This window comes from Lysinibacillus sp. BNK-21, assembly GCF_048684915.1.
Lineage (GTDB): Bacteria > Bacillota > Bacilli > Bacillales_A > Planococcaceae > Lysinibacillus > Lysinibacillus capsici.
Genome location: NZ_JBLQTS010000001.1, coordinates 353,082 through 367,747, shown reverse-complemented (window position 1 = coordinate 367,747; position 14,666 = coordinate 353,082). Strand labels below are relative to the sequence as shown.

The 14,666-nt window shown below is 37.1% G+C and carries 10 protein-coding genes and 1 riboswitch; of the genes, 2 read left to right on the top strand and 8 right to left on the bottom strand.

Annotation, left to right across the window (positions count from 1 at the left end; translation table 11 throughout):
* Positions 1-76: 76 nt before the first annotated feature.
* From metH to ACMGGO_RS01805, 6 genes are all read right to left on the bottom strand, one after another.
* The gene (metH, locus tag ACMGGO_RS01830) at positions 77-3,508 is read right to left on the bottom strand and encodes a methionine synthase (RefSeq protein WP_420281538.1); all 3,432 of its coding nucleotides are present in this window, start codon (positions 3,506-3,508) and stop codon (positions 77-79) included.
* The gene (locus tag ACMGGO_RS01825; protein ID WP_279496311.1) at positions 3,501-5,348 is read right to left on the bottom strand and encodes a bifunctional homocysteine S-methyltransferase/methylenetetrahydrofolate reductase; all 1,848 of its coding nucleotides are present in this window, start codon (positions 5,346-5,348) and stop codon (positions 3,501-3,503) included. The genes metH and ACMGGO_RS01825 overlap by 8 nt, the downstream gene beginning before the upstream one ends.
* An 89-nt stretch (positions 5,349-5,437) precedes the next feature.
* Positions 5,438-5,538, bottom strand: a riboswitch (SAM riboswitch).
* A gap of 99 nt (positions 5,539-5,637) precedes the next feature.
* Positions 5,638-7,032 carry a protoporphyrinogen oxidase gene (locus tag ACMGGO_RS01820; protein WP_315062775.1) on the bottom strand — a complete coding sequence of 465 codons (1,395 nt, stop codon included), beginning with the start codon at positions 7,030-7,032 and terminating at the stop codon, positions 5,638-5,640.
* A 240-nt stretch (positions 7,033-7,272) separates the two neighbouring features.
* Complete coding sequence (locus tag ACMGGO_RS01815; RefSeq protein ID WP_054548863.1) at positions 7,273-8,565, bottom strand: globin-coupled sensor protein; 1,293 nt, start codon at positions 8,563-8,565, stop codon at positions 7,273-7,275.
* A 630-nt stretch (positions 8,566-9,195) separates the two neighbouring features.
* A complete protein-coding gene (locus ACMGGO_RS01810) occupies positions 9,196-10,482 on the bottom strand; it encodes a tetratricopeptide repeat protein (RefSeq protein WP_420281537.1) in 1,287 nt (428 codons plus the stop codon).
* 72 nt (positions 10,483-10,554) lie between these two features.
* Entirely contained in the window at positions 10,555-11,571 is a 1,017-nt protein-coding gene (locus tag ACMGGO_RS01805) for a YdcF family protein (RefSeq protein WP_420281536.1), read from the bottom strand.
* A gap of 184 nt (positions 11,572-11,755) precedes the next feature.
* Here ACMGGO_RS01805 and ACMGGO_RS01800 point away from each other — a divergent pair, with 184 nt between their 5' ends.
* Positions 11,756-12,217 carry a hypothetical protein gene (locus ACMGGO_RS01800; RefSeq protein ID WP_048394976.1) on the top strand — a complete coding sequence of 154 codons (462 nt, stop codon included), beginning with the start codon at positions 11,756-11,758 and terminating at the stop codon, positions 12,215-12,217.
* The gene (locus tag ACMGGO_RS01795) at positions 12,205-12,492 is read left to right on the top strand and encodes a DUF2653 family protein (protein WP_004224435.1); all 288 of its coding nucleotides are present in this window, start codon (positions 12,205-12,207) and stop codon (positions 12,490-12,492) included. The genes ACMGGO_RS01800 and ACMGGO_RS01795 overlap by 13 nt, the downstream gene beginning before the upstream one ends.
* 49 nt (positions 12,493-12,541) lie before the next feature.
* Here the strand turns inward: ACMGGO_RS01795 and ACMGGO_RS01790 are convergent, their stop codons facing one another.
* Complete coding sequence (locus ACMGGO_RS01790; RefSeq protein WP_305193868.1) at positions 12,542-12,910, bottom strand: ion channel; 369 nt, start codon at positions 12,908-12,910, stop codon at positions 12,542-12,544.
* An 88-nt stretch (positions 12,911-12,998) separates the two neighbouring features.
* Entirely contained in the window at positions 12,999-14,624 is a 1,626-nt protein-coding gene (locus tag ACMGGO_RS01785; protein WP_281217474.1) for an S-layer homology domain-containing protein, read from the bottom strand.
* Positions 14,625-14,666 lie beyond the last annotated feature (42 nt).

Below are 14,666 nucleotides of genomic sequence, written 5' to 3'. Positions count from 1 at the left end.
CAAATTGTTTTCTTCTATAAAGAAACAGAGATAGACAGTCATTGAATAGACTATCTATCTCCTCTTATTTTATGCCTTAAACATTGAAGTAGCGAGCATCAGGATGAGCAAAAACGATTGCAGATACAGATGCTTCAGGCTCCATCATAAAGCCTTCTGTAAGATGGACACCAATATCCTCAGGTTTTAATAGGCCGAATAGTTTCTCTTGATCCTCCAAGTTCGGACATGCAGGATATCCGAATGAAAAGCGTTGACCTTGATATTTTGCAGCAAAACGATCTCTCATAGTGAAATCTGTTGCATCAGGGAAGCCCCATTGGTCACGAATTTCCTGATGCATACGTTCAGCAAAGCCCTCTGCTAATTCTAAAGCAGTCGATTGCAAGGCATGACTTTCAAGAAATTTCCCAGCCTCTTTTAACTGGCGTGCTTTAGCCATAACTCCTTGACCTGCTGTTACAACCATGAGTGCAATATAGTCTATTTCACCGCTCTCTACCGTTTTTAAGAAATCTGCAAGACATAAAAATGGTTCAACCTGCTGACGAGGGAAGGTAAAACGTTCAATTTCTGTCTTACTATCAGCAGGATCATACACAACGACATCATCACCATCTGCTTGAGCAGGGAAAAATTGATACAAACCTGATGGCTTTAATAGATCACTTTTTAAATAATCATCTACTAAATCCTTGAGCTCTGTTGCTCTTGAATCGCCCGCATCAAGCAATTGCTGAACTTGCCCTTTCAAGCCTAGATGGTGTCCCAGTAATGTACGCATATTAACATAAGGGTATAAATGAGATACAGAATAGTCTTTTTTCACATGACGTCGTAAATCCGCTGGTAAAAATACTGGCGCTCCTTTTACTGTTCGTGCAGGCTTTATTGTTACCTCTTTTGCCGGACGAGCAGCTCGTTTTTCATCGGCCGCTAAACGTTTTTGACGGGATTCTTCAATTTCTGCTAAGAAATTTTCACGTGTCCCTTCACCCATTAATAGATTCGCTTGCTCTAAGCCTTGCATAGCATCCTTTGCATAAATAACAGGACCACCATATTCATCTGCAATTTTTGTTTCAGTAAAACGACGTGAAAGTGCAGCACCACCAACTAAAATAGGAACATCAATTCCCGCCTCTTTAAAATCCTGAGCAGTAATAACCATCTGTTGCGCTGATTTCACGAGTAAACCTGACAGCCCAATAAAATCAGGTTTTTCCTTACGAATCGCTTCAATCAATTGGGCAGGAGTTACTTTAATGCCCAAATCGACTACCTTATAACCATTATTACTTAATATAATATCAACAAGGTTTTTCCCAATATCGTGAACATCACCTTTTACTGTAGCAAGTACCATTTTCCCTTTTCCAGCACTCTCTTCATCCTTCTCCATGAATTGCTCTAAATGAGCCACTGCGGCCTTCATCACACCTGCTGATTGTAAAACCTCTGCTACAATGAGTTGATTATCATTAAATAATCGACCTACCTCAGCCATGCCCTCCATTAAAGGACCATTAATTATATCAAGTGGCGCCTCGAAGATTTCCCGTGCAGCGTCTAAATCCTCAATTAGCCCTTCTTTTGTACCTTCTAATATATAGTAAGCTAAACGACCTTCAACCGTTTTTGGAATATCAGCTTCCGTTTTTTCCTTCTTTTTATCTCGATAAAAATCTGTAAACACTGCTAATGTTTCATCATTTGTATTAAAGAGCAGGTCATTTGCGAGTTTGATTTCCTCTTCAGGGATGGATGCATAACGCTCCAATTTCTCTGTATTAACAATGGCATAATCTAAGCCCGCCTGTGTACAATGATAGAGATAAACAGCATTCAGTACTTCACGACCAACAGGTGGTAAGCCAAATGAGATATTACTTACGCCAAGTACAGTCAATGTCTGCGGCAATTTTTCTTTGATGAGACGAATGCCTTCAATCGTTTCTAGCGCTGAACCAATATACTGCTCATCCCCAGTTCCTACAGGGAACATTAATGGGTCGAAAATGATATCCTCTGGTGCAATCCCCCATTTTTCCGTTAAAAGTTGATAGGAGCGCTCGGCAATTTCGAGCTTTCGATGACGGTCAACCGCCATCCCCTTTTCATCTATCGTTCCAACAACTAATGATGCACCATATTTTTTCACGAGTGGTAATACTGCATCAAATCGTTCTTCACCATCCTCTAAATTAATAGAGTTAATGATGGCTTTCCCTTGTGAAAACTTTAATGCTTCCTCAATTACTTTTTCATCAGTTGAGTCAATCACAAGAGGCACCTTAACCTTTTTTACAACCTCCTGCATAAATCCACGCATATCGGCTAATTCATCGCGATCAGGGTTGGCTAAACAAATATCAATAACATGTGCACCATTTTTGACTTGAGCACGTGCAATCTCTGCGGCCTCCTCAAATTTCCCGTCAATGATTAAATTCTTAAATTTACGAGAGCCGATTACATTTGTTCTCTCCCCAATAAATAACGGACGCATAGAATCGTCATACAATAACGGTTCAATTCCTGATACCGCATGACCATGTGTTTTTTCTGGTAATTGACGAGGTTTTTCATCTTTTAAGATCTCACGAATGGCTGCAATATGAGCGGGTGTCGTCCCACAACATCCACCTACAATATTAAGCCAACCCTTTTCTGCAAAGCCTTTTAATTTTTGCGATAGCGATTCTGGTGATTCATGATAACACCCTTCTTCATCTGGTAAGCCAGCATTTGGGTAACAGCTAATATAGCCTGTTGAAAGCTCTGCTAATGAACGAATGTGATCCGTCATAAACTCAGGTCCCGTCGCACAGTTTAGGCCAACTGATAATGGTTTAATATGCTCGATCGAAATATAAAAGGCATCAATTGTTTGCCCTGCAAGCGTTGTACCCATCGGTTCTATTGTTCCTGAAATCATGACAGGTAGCTCTTTTCCCGTTGATGCAAAAGCGCGCTTTACGCCAAGTGTGCCTGCTTTGACATTGAGCATATCCTGACTTGTTTCTAATAACAAAACGTCGGCTCCTGCCTCAATTAATGCTTTTGCCTGTACATAAAAATTTTCCTCTAGCTCTTCAAATGTAATACCACCTGTTACTGATAACGTTTTTGTTGTTGGCCCCATAGCCCCTGCAACAAAACGTGGCCAATCCGATGTGGAATAACGATCCACTGCTTGGCGAGCAATTTCCACTGCACGCTTATTAATTACTTCTGCTTTTGTGCCAAGATCATATTCATTTAACACAAGAGGCGTCCCACCAAATGTATTTGTACAAATAATATCTGCGCCTGCCTCTAAGTATTTATGGTGAATTTTTTCAATAACATCTGGTCTAGTAAGCACAAGATTTTCATTACAGCCATCAAGTTCCTCGCCACCAAAATCCTCTGCTGATAAATTTTCATTTTGTAGCATTGTTCCCATTGCGCCATCAAGAATTAAAATACGTTTCTCTAGTTGCTCTTCAATCGAGTGCTTAGCCATGTATACTTACTCCTTTTTTCTGTTCATCCAATTGCTCTATATATTTCATCAACTCTAGTGTCACATCGTAACGTAAAAATGGTGTAATAAGGTAAATCCCATTGAAATATTGCGTAGCCACTTCTACTAATTCTTTGGCAATAGCAATCCCTTCCAATGTTGCCTTTTCTTTATCTTCTCCACATGCTTTCATTCTTGTTAAGGCATCTTCAGATAATTTGATACCTGGCACTTCATGATGTAAAAATTCAGCACTTTTATAACTCGTAACAGGCATAATACCGATGTAAATTGGAGCTTGTAAATGCTTTGTTGCCTCATAAATCTCTACAATTTTCTCTTTCGTATATACTGGTTGAGAAATGAAGTAGTCTGCCCCATGCTCAATTTTCTTCTCCAAGCGTGTCACAGCACGATCTAACACACGGACGTTTGGATTAAATGCAGCAGCAACTGAGAAATTTGCTTTTTTACGAAGTGGCTTACCTGAGAAAGAGACCCCTTCATTTAATTGCTTAATTAATTGGATTAGCTCCATGGAAGATACATCATAAACACTTGTCGCACCTGGGAAATCTCCTACTTTCGTTGGATCACCCGTAACGGCCAACACATCATGAATACCTAAAGCATTTAACCCCATTAAATGAGATTGTAGACCAATTAAATTACGGTCTCGACATGTAATATGAGTTAGTGGGCGTACACCATGTGAGCTCTTCAACAATGCGCCCATTGCAATATTGCTAATACGTGGAGAGGCCAATGAATTGTCTGCCATCATAACTACATCTGCACCTGCATCATATAATTGCTTTGCTCCTTCAAGGAACCCATCAATCTCTAAATGTCTAGGCGTATCCAACTCTACTATGACAGAGCGTTCACGTTTAACCTTTTCATGAAGAGGCTCATACTTTGTTGGCTCCGCTTCCCGAACAATCTCAATCTTTTTAGGCTTCGCATGCTTCTCCTGAACCGGTGATAACTCTTCTAAATACTTCTTTGCTGCTGCAATATGTTTGGGTGTTGTACCACAGCAGCCCCCTATTAAACGTACACCTTGATCACGCAATTCAACAGCCGCTCGACCAAAATAATCAGCTTCTGATTCATAAACGACACGCCCATCCTCTAAGTCCAGAAGTGATGCATTTGGATAGGCCGACATAAATGCCTTATTAGGAAGTTCTACACCTTCAAATGCCTGAATTGTATGGTGTGGACCTAGTCGACAATTGACACCAACAATATCAGCACCTAGAGCTTCAAGCTCATGGAGAGCATTATTTAAAGACATCCCATTTTGTAGAACACCGGGCTCATGCATAGAAACTTGTGCAATAATCGGCAATTTTGTTTTTTCTCGTAGCATCTTTAAGGTTGCTGTTAATTCTTCAAAATCATAATAAGTTTCAAGTAAAAGGCCATCTGGATTCCCTGCAAGTAAGACGCTTGCTTGTTCTTCAATAGTCGCTAATATTTCATCCAAGGTTGCATCACTTTTACGAATTCCCCGAATACCACCAATTGTTCCTAAAACAAATTGACCGCCATCAGCCGCTGCTCGTTTTGCGATGGTGATAGCAGCTTCATTAAATTGTTGGACACGTGATTCCAATCCATAGCGAGCTAATTTAATGGCATTTGCACCGTACGTATTCGTTTGAATGATGTCAGCACCAGCCGCAATATATTCTCTATGAATCTTTTCAATTAACTCGGGTCTCTGAACATTCATTTCCTCATGGCAATACTCCAATCCATAGCCATATAGCACTGTGCCAAATGCACCGTCTGCCGTCAATACATGCGTTTTTAACCTTTCAAGCAATCCCATAAAATTAGCCTCTCTTCCTATGTCTCTATATAATAAAAAGCCTTCTTTCATAAAAAAAGAAGGCTTTAACGATTCATCATTGTTGTTCCTTCTCATCTTCGACTCAACGGTCTTCTGGATTTAGCACCTGACAATAAAGTTGGTTGCTGAAGCTTCAATGGGCCAGTCCCTCTGCTTCTCTTGATAAGAATTAAGTATGAATTTTTTAAATAATTAAAAGAATCATATCGTTTACTGACGAATGAGTCAAGACTATTTCACATAACAAAGTTTTTTTCCACTTAAAACCTTAGAAATTGGCAAGTTCCTTTGCAAGCTCTTCACCAATTTTTTTCCCGTTTTGAATGCAAGCACCAATACCTACGCCAAAATACGAGCACCCTGCAATCGATAAATTAGGATATTTCTCATGTAATTCTTGTAGTAAGCCTTGTAATGCTTCACGATGCGCTAGATCATATTTAGGCATTTGATCAATCCATTTTGTTACATTCACAACGGTTGGCTGCTCCTCTATTCCTAGGCTCTTTCTCACATCTTCTAAAGCAACTGCTGCCAATTCTTCATCCGTCATGGCGCGTAGTTGCTCATAGGCTGGATTGATGCTCTTATAAAAGAGTCGCACAAGTAATTTATTTTCTTTCGATGTATGCTTCCATTTACGACTAGTCCAAGTTGCCGCATTACAAGTTACGTCTGAATTATGGGAAACAATATAGCCCGTTCCATCTGCTGGCAATTTAGCGTCTGGCACATCAAAACCTAAATAGATAGTAATCGCTGACGCTGTCGTAAATTGGTCAAAATAGCGGTTTAAAGATTCATCCTGTAGCAGATTTTGTACAGTATCGTTCGGTAATGCTAAAACGACATAATCTGACTCAATAATTTCACCATTAGCTAAGGAAATTGTGTAGTTCTTATCTTGTTTTTGAACATTTAGTGTAGTAACACCCTTGATAATTTCTACATCGGATAAGGTTTGTTCAAGTCGATCAATTAAAGAAGATAAACCATTTTTAAAGGATATAAATTTTTTGTTCGCTGCTTTAACAAATTGCTCACGATTCGCATCAAAGCCTTTAATAATACTTCCAAAATCATTCTTATAATCAATTAAATACGGTAAAGTAGAGCCAATAGAAAGCTGATGTAAATCTCCCGAATAAACACCTGCAAGGACTGGTGCAATTTGGTTTTTCACCAGTTCCTCTCCTAAATAGTAAGTTAAAAATTCACCGATAGAACTTTCCTTTGTGAAGCCATTGTTTGGCAATGTTAAATCCTTCAACGCTTCTTTTTTTCCCTGCTCGGAAATAAGTGTACTTTCCTCTAAGGATGCTAAACTCATCGGTATTCCGAAAGTTGAATCTGCCGGAATAGCATGTAACTCATTATTCGTATAAATATAAGAAATACCTGTTTCGTTGTAAACTAATTCCGCCTCAAAATCAAGCTCCTGCACGAGTTCCATAACGCCTTGATGACGGGCTACAATAGAATCAGCACCCGTTTCCATGATGAAACCTTGTTCATGTGCTGAATATAATTTGCCTCCTAAATATGTATTTTTTTCTATAAGCACTAGACGAACATTTAAATTATGTTCCTTCACTTGACGTTGCAAATAATGCATTGTACATAGTCCTGTAATACCGCCGCCTAAAACAACAACTGTTTTCATCATAACCGCCCCTATTATTCATTCTTTCTACAGTATAATCTTTTTTTCATTGAAAATTACGTTAAACCCTTTACAAATTTAGCAAAAATAGAGCTATTTCATCAGTGAAATAGCTCTTACTTTCTGAATCTCTATAAAATTGATGCTCTATAGCGATAACTTCACAACAAACATTTAAATAGGTACTATAGTGTTTATTACGTCTAAAAATATGAAAAATAGAATGTAAATGTTAGTAGTCTATCCTTTTAAATTTTGCGCAAAGCTCGCTAATTTTTCAGCTGAATTTGTTACCTCAGTAAATGAAGTGCCTAATTCACTTAATATGCCTACAATTGCTTGTATTTTTGTTGCCATACACTCATTTTGATCTTTTGCTTCTGTCATGGCTCCCAATATACTCGTAAATTGGCCTTCAGTTTGTAACATATTTTCTTCACCTGCTGCAACTTCATCTTGAATGTTGGTCAAAGAATACTCTAATTTCTCTGTTCGTTCACCTGTCTTTTTCAATAACAAAGCCACCGCTGTAACAGATTCTTTTGTCTGAATTGATAATTTACGTACTTCATCGGCCACTACGCTAAAGCCCTTTCCCGCTTCCCCAGCACGTGCTGCTTCAATTGCAGCATTTAAAGCCAAAAGATTCGTTTGATTCGCAATATTGGTCACAACACTCATAATTGTTTCCATTTCCTTAGACATACCTGATAATTGTTCAATATTTTCTTCTATATCATGAAGAGAATGACTAATATTGAGCATATTTTGTGATTGATTTTTTAAACGCTTGCGACCCTCAAGTGCTTGGTTTTCAGCCAGCGTAGACACATCGAGTGATTTTTTTGCCAAATGTTTAATTTCGTCAGATTGCTTACTTAAGCAGCAAAATGAATTATTGGTTTCCTGCGAGATAGCTGCAAGTGCTTCCGAAGAATCTACAATCTGTCGTTCAATCGCTTCTTTTTCATGAACCATTTTTTCTTTCAGTTGTTCCACAGTGTTTTCAAAAGCTTCTAAAACGAGTTGTTGCTCAAAATTACAAATTTTCGATATAGCTCTGATCGTATTAAATTGATCTTGTGGAAATTCTATATTTTTTTCGACTAAATCAATAAATGATATCGATAAATCTTGGAATGCGCAGATATACCACTGTGTTCTAAGCCCAATGTGGACATGCACCTTTGCAATTTTTACACGCCTTTGGTAATACATCTCATCAATGGTTCCGTTAAACATTTCAATAATATGTTGCCGTAATGTTACTTTAAGCTTTTCTACAGAACTATGATGACTGATAATATCTACCAAATGATGCTCTGTTCCAATCATGTTGTAAAAACGGTTTACGATGTGATCTACATTATCCATAACTATTGGCTGGAAAGCTTTTAAATATTGTAAGTCGTTCTTCGTTAAGTTCAGCATTTCAATTTGCTTCGCCATCGATTGACGAGAGGACAAATCCATTTTCACTGTGTATTGCTGTAAATCCAATACCTTCGTCTTTCTCTGTTTTTGAAAAATCACACATCTTCCCTCTTTCATTCCGTTTACTTTCATCTTGGCTGAGAAACATCAAATCCCTTTTAACATATTGATGGATACACGAAAAAATACCGATAAAATCTGATTAGTCAGATTTAATGGTTACAATCGATAGCGCAATTTCGTATGACAGACTTCCTCCAAAAGTATGTCGGGTACCCCTTTGCTCAATTTATCCTAAGGTCATTTGCTCTCAGCAAACAGATATAGTCCTACATGACTAACAGTAAATTATTTACGTATGCTTCTTTTCAAAATCACTCATTTACATTAATCATTTTATAAATGACTGTCAATCTTATTAATACCATTATTTTACACAAAATGTATAAAAAGTCCTTGTTGTTAAATAAAGCGTAATAAACTATAAAAAAGCTACCACAATATTATTGGGTAGCTTTTTTAACTATTTTTTTGTTTATTATGCTTACTTGCTTTATATTTATTCTACTTTTTTATCGATCATCTTCAAATTTCACTATACTAATATTTTTTATCCTCAATCATGATCTATCTAAATACTCGTAAACAGCAGTCTATTTTAGACCAAAATACCCTCATGCCATAGCAACATAAATAATTCTAAAAACCTATGTTTTTTTAACACTAAATTTACAATCCTTTAAGTTCCTGTAATATTTTAGCCGCTTCTTCGGATCCTGCATCTGCCGCGAGTCCATACCATTTAATAGCTTCTTTCAGATTTCTATCTAACCCTGTATCTTTATTAAAAATATGCCCTAATTGTAGCTTGGCTTCCACATCTCCTTGAAGTGCAGCCTGCTTAAACCAATGAATACCTTTTTCGAGATTGCGTATTCCTGCCAGACCATTACTCCATATATAACCTAAATCATAAAAGGCGTCTACATGATATTGCTCCGCAGCTCTTTCATACCAAAACAGACCACGATTGACATCTTTCGCTTGGCCTAAGCGCCCCTCTAAATAAATTCCACCAAGTCGATATTGTGCTTCCACATACCCTGCCTCAGCTGATTTTTTATAGGCGTTAAAAGCTTCTTTCTCATCTACCTCAACGCCTAACCCCTGCTCATAAATTATTCCTAACGTAAACATTGCCTCTGCCACATTCTTTTGTGCAGCATAATCAAACCATTTTTTTGCTAATGTATAATTCGTTGCTACGCCCTCGCCATTAAAGTACATATCTGCTAAATTATTGGCAGCATCCGCATGTCCCTGCAAAGCTGCTTTTTCATAGTATGAAAAGGCAAAGGAATAATTTTCCTCCATACCTATGCCCCCAAAGCAAAAATTCCCAAGCATATATTGAGCATCTGCATTTCCCTGGGCAGCGGCTAGCTCAAACCATTTCAATGATTTTTCAGGTTGAAAATGTTTACCCTCTCTAGAATTATAGTATTCACCCAGTTGATATTGGGCATCCCCATCCTGCTCTTCAACCGCTTCTTTATACAAATCAATAATGAGCTCATGATCTAAGTCCTCTTCATCTAGAGCAGCAACTTGTTCATCTTGATGGCGAAAATACCACTCTACAATATCAAGCACATCATCTACTACTTCTATACTGTTTTTTAACTTTTCTAGCGAAGAAATTTGCCAAATGAGTATATAGATAGGCTGTGGAATGGCATCGCGCAAGACATCATCATATTCTGCCAACAGCGTTAATACATTCTCCTGTATCGATTGAGATTGTACTGTATGGACAATCTGTAAATGTCGTTGTTGCTGTTCTTTTAATAACCCTCGTACTACTTGATACAGTATTTTCTGCAAGGCTGTTAGGTTAACTTCAGCGAATGTAAGTAATTTTATACTTTGAGCAAACCACTGATCTTGAGTTTGTGTAAGATTTTGTAGGGAAATTATTCGTTCTTTATTTCGCTTGGCTAAAATTTGCTCGTACATTATTTTCCTCCCTTGCACACTATGTAAAAAAACTGCCTTACCACTATTATATGGAAGACAGTTGAAGTTTGGTTACACATATGCTCTCAATAGTAAGCCTACGAATAGCGTAATAATTAAAAATACTGTGACATGGGTCCATTTATACATGGTTAATAAACCTATAAATTCTCGTGTGAATGCATTAGGAACATAGTAAAAAGCAGTTTTTGAGCCAATCCCTTCGGCATCTAATGCTGCTTTCCTAGCATAAATACTTGCGCGAAACACATGGAAATTATTCGTAACAAAAATGGCACGATAGTTCTCTCCATGAGAATGGTGGTCCATTATTTGCTTTGAAAAGATCATATTTTGTTCTGTATTGGCTGAACAATCCTCCATTATTATCTTGTCAGTCGGAATATGATGTACTTCTATTAGGTATTGTTTCATTGCATATGCTTCTGATACCTTTTCATCATTTCCTTGACCACCAGAGACAATGATATAAGGCTTCATCTCATACTTTATATATTGCTTTACTGCTTCATCTAAACGGCTTGCTAAAAGTGGAGGTACTCTATCGCCAATTAATCCTGAACCTAATGCAATAATGTAATTTGGTTTATAACGTATTGGTGTAAGAAGATACAATATTGAATAAGCAAGGACACTAGTGTATAAGAACATTGTATAACCAAAAATCAAAAACGCATAGAAGAAAAGAATATGCCAAAATACATTTTCAATTTCAATAAAAATGACGAATACATACCATAACATCATAATAACAAAACTTAGCCCTAATATGGCTAACATTAAGTTACGGAATTTGCGTCCTTCCTTTTCCAATAATACTTTACTATTGAAAAACATGGCTATCGATAAAATAAACATAATACTTGGAAAGCTTCCTAATATAATGAATATCCCCATTTCAGAAATAATCCCCTGATCATTTGGTAGCAATAAAGGATAATGAATAATAAACGCTCTGACAATATATATCCCTATCACGCCAAGGGCTACAACGTTGAGAAAGCGCCTTTTTTCTGTTAGGTACAAAATGATAAAAATGGTAAGGAAGATTGATAAAGTTAGTAGCATTTTTTCACTCCTTCCTATTGCATAATTTCTACAATCATTACATCTGCCACTATTTGTCCATATTTTTTGATATAGCTTAATTTTTGAAAGCGTTTGTTTTATTTTTTAATATAGTTCATGTAATATTACTATATAAGAACTAGTTTATGATTAAATTAAAAATTATATTGGAGGAATGTATGTAATGAAAAAAATTCTTGCCGCTCTTTTTGCAGCGACACTGATATTTTCGACTGTTGGTGCAACATTATTTATTTCTGATACACCAACGGCAGAAGCTAAATCCTATAAATCGGGTAAAAAGGGCTTCTCTAACAATAATAATAGCTCGAATATCCAAAAGTCGGATACTACTAAAGATCAAAACAATGCAACAACAAATAAAAACAACTCAACATCTACTAATAAAGCAGATACTACTAAAAAAGGTGGTTTTTTCTCAGGTGGTCTGATGAAAGGATTAATGCTTGGTGGACTTGCTGGATTATTATTCGGTAGTCTATTTAGTGGTATGGGTATACTGGGGAATATTTTAGGTTTACTTATTAATGTGGCAGCAATTGTTGTTATTGTGATGCTTGTTGTGAAGATAATAAATATGTTTAAAGATAAAAAGCGCAAAGAGGAAGCACAATGGCACAAATAATCAACGAACAAGATATTATTAATGCTATTTGTTTATCTCAAGCCTACTATCAAAACATTCGCCCTGAGGATGTTCTTGTTGAATTAACTTACGAGGATGATGCAGGTTTTGGTGCAGAGGTCGAAGTCAACGGTCAAATCGAGGTGCTTAATACAGCAGCCATGATTGGTGCCTTACGTGTTTGGATCAAGGATGTTCTACACGGTGATCCATTCTCGACAGGGATTGAACTAGTTTTAGATGACGAAGAAGGCATTATTGCCAAACTATCATAAAAAAATAGCAGTACAATGAATCGTCCAAAAAATTCATTGTACTGCTATTCTACTTTTTCAAACGTTTTTTAACCTCTTCTTTTTCTTCTTCATTCAGAGAAAAATCTACGATAGAGCGTCCCAGCATTAATAACATGATAAACATTACTCCTGTACCAACAATTAAATAAATCATTGTAAATACTTTAGAATAAGCCGTTGTTGGATATAGTCCTGTTTCGACTCCAGTTGGAATTAAGCTCACTACAGCAAAATACATGGCATCCAACCAGTACCATCCTTCTGTTCCCTTGTAGAATAGAGTTCCTGAGAGAATGATTAAAAATAGTGAAGTAAATAATGATAGGAACTGTGGACGTTTAAAGGACCTCCACAGTCCTTTTCCTAATCTTTTAGCAGATAATATAAATGACAGCATCCCATTCTCCTTTATTTAGATAGACTATATTTCGTTTTTTACGAAAACATCAAAAGGTAGAGGAGACAATCCCCCTACCTTTTAATGATTATTGAATGAGTAGCTGACTAAGATTGGTAAATATTTTAGCTGCTTGACCTCTTGTTGTGACAGCCTCAGGTGAAAATTTCCCTCCATCCCCTGTCACGATTCCTAATTCATACAGCATTGTGATTGCACGTTTGGTTTCTGCATTATATGAAGCGACATCTACAAATGGCACATCGCCTTTTGCAATATACGGCTGATTAGATTGCTGTTCATAGGCGCGATGAATCATTAAAGCTAATTGAGCGCGTGTCACAGGGTGTCCAGGCTTAAATTTTCCATCTGTTCCTTTAATAAGACCATGTACATATGCTGCCGCAATTTCTGCCTGTGTTGCTGCATCATAATTTTCGATATCAGTAAATGGTGCTTTTTCTTCTGTAGTTAAGCCAAGGCTTCTTACAAGAATAGCTGCAGCTTGGGCACGTGTTACACTACTCTCAGGTCTAAATGTCCCATCAGTATAGCCGTTCATTATACCTATATTTGCAGCTGTTTGAATATAATCTTTTGCCCAATGATTCTGTGTATCTGTAAAGCTAACTGTTCCTTTCGTAGTGAAAGTTACTGTAGGATTTTGAACACTTTCATTACCAGCAGCATCAATTGCTTTGATAGATACATTGTAGGTTGTATTTTCTGTTAAATCTTTGAGCGTAATTGTAGTAGTGTCAGCATTTAATGTTGAAGTTAATTTTCCATTCACATAGACAAGGTAATTTGCTACGCCTACATTATCTGTCGCTTCTTGCCAGCTAACCTTAACAGTTGTACGATCTTTTACCTCTACTCCAATAGCCTGCGTGACATCCCATAAAGAGCTTGTTTTAATGATTGGTAAAAATGCTTCATTTGCTACTGCTAAATAACCAGCTTCACTTAAATGAATATTTTCAGGGTTTGGTAGATAGTTGGCAACATCCTTTGCAACAACATCATATGTAGGAACAAAAATAGCGCCCGCTTTTTCAGTAGTTGTTTTAATTGTTGCATTCAATGTAGCTAATAACAAATTAAATTGTTTTTGTAAGTTCTCACTATAGTATGGGAAGGAATTATAATAGCCCATTACATATACTTCAGCTTGTGGATTAATCTTTTTGATTTCAGATAGAATAGTAGCAATGTTCGATACAGCTTCTTTAGTAGCTTTTATGATAGCCACAGTGTCAATTCCCGTTGCTTGAGATTCTTTTAATATTGGCAATAGATCATTTGCCCCAGCTGTTAATGTGATGATTTCAGCTTCTTTAATAGAAGCCCGTAACTTTGCCTGTTCGTCTGTATAGCCAAAACCAGTCACTGTTTTTGCAACATCATTTTGTAGATCAGCTAAAACATTTTTAGTTGTGTAGCCTGACATAGCAAAGCCCTTATTAAAGGAAGTAAGGAGGCCGTCTTGCTGTAATGCCTGTGCAATAAAATCGGTATAGCCTAATCCAATTACACCTACTTCATTCATCCCATGTGCTAATGAATCACCAAGTGCCACATAATCGGTTTGTACAACCCAACTTGGTGCTATATGGTCACCCTGTCCTTCTTCTGCACTAGCTGCTACAGGTATAGCTAATTGCAAAGCCAATACACTTGAAGCTAAAAAACGAAATTTCTTTGATAATCGCATTTACTCTCTCCTCTACTTATAAAATAGTCGTTATTTTCACTA

Bases quoted from the DNA above. Each gene is read 5' to 3' on its own strand.
- metH (WP_420281538.1), bottom strand. From the start codon at position 3,508: ATGGCTAAGCACTCGATTGAAGAGCAACTAGAGAAACGTATTTTAATT.
- ACMGGO_RS01825 (WP_279496311.1), bottom strand. From the start codon at position 5,348: ATGGGATTGCTTGAAAGGTTAAAAACGCATGTATTGACGGCAGACGGT.
- ACMGGO_RS01820 (WP_315062775.1), bottom strand. From the start codon at position 7,032: ATGAAAACAGTTGTTGTTTTAGGCGGCGGTATTACAGGACTATGTACA.
- ACMGGO_RS01810 (WP_420281537.1), bottom strand. From the start codon at position 10,482: ATGTACGAGCAAATTTTAGCCAAGCGAAATAAAGAACGAATAATTTCC.
- ACMGGO_RS01805 (WP_420281536.1), bottom strand. From the start codon at position 11,571: ATGCTACTAACTTTATCAATCTTCCTTACCATTTTTATCATTTTGTAC.
- ACMGGO_RS01800 (WP_048394976.1), top strand. From the start codon at position 11,756: ATGAAAAAAATTCTTGCCGCTCTTTTTGCAGCGACACTGATATTTTCG.
- ACMGGO_RS01795 (WP_004224435.1), top strand. From the start codon at position 12,205: ATGGCACAAATAATCAACGAACAAGATATTATTAATGCTATTTGTTTA.
- ACMGGO_RS01790 (WP_305193868.1), bottom strand. From the start codon at position 12,910: ATGCTGTCATTTATATTATCTGCTAAAAGATTAGGAAAAGGACTGTGG.
- ACMGGO_RS01785 (WP_281217474.1), bottom strand. From the start codon at position 14,624: ATGCGATTATCAAAGAAATTTCGTTTTTTAGCTTCAAGTGTATTGGCT.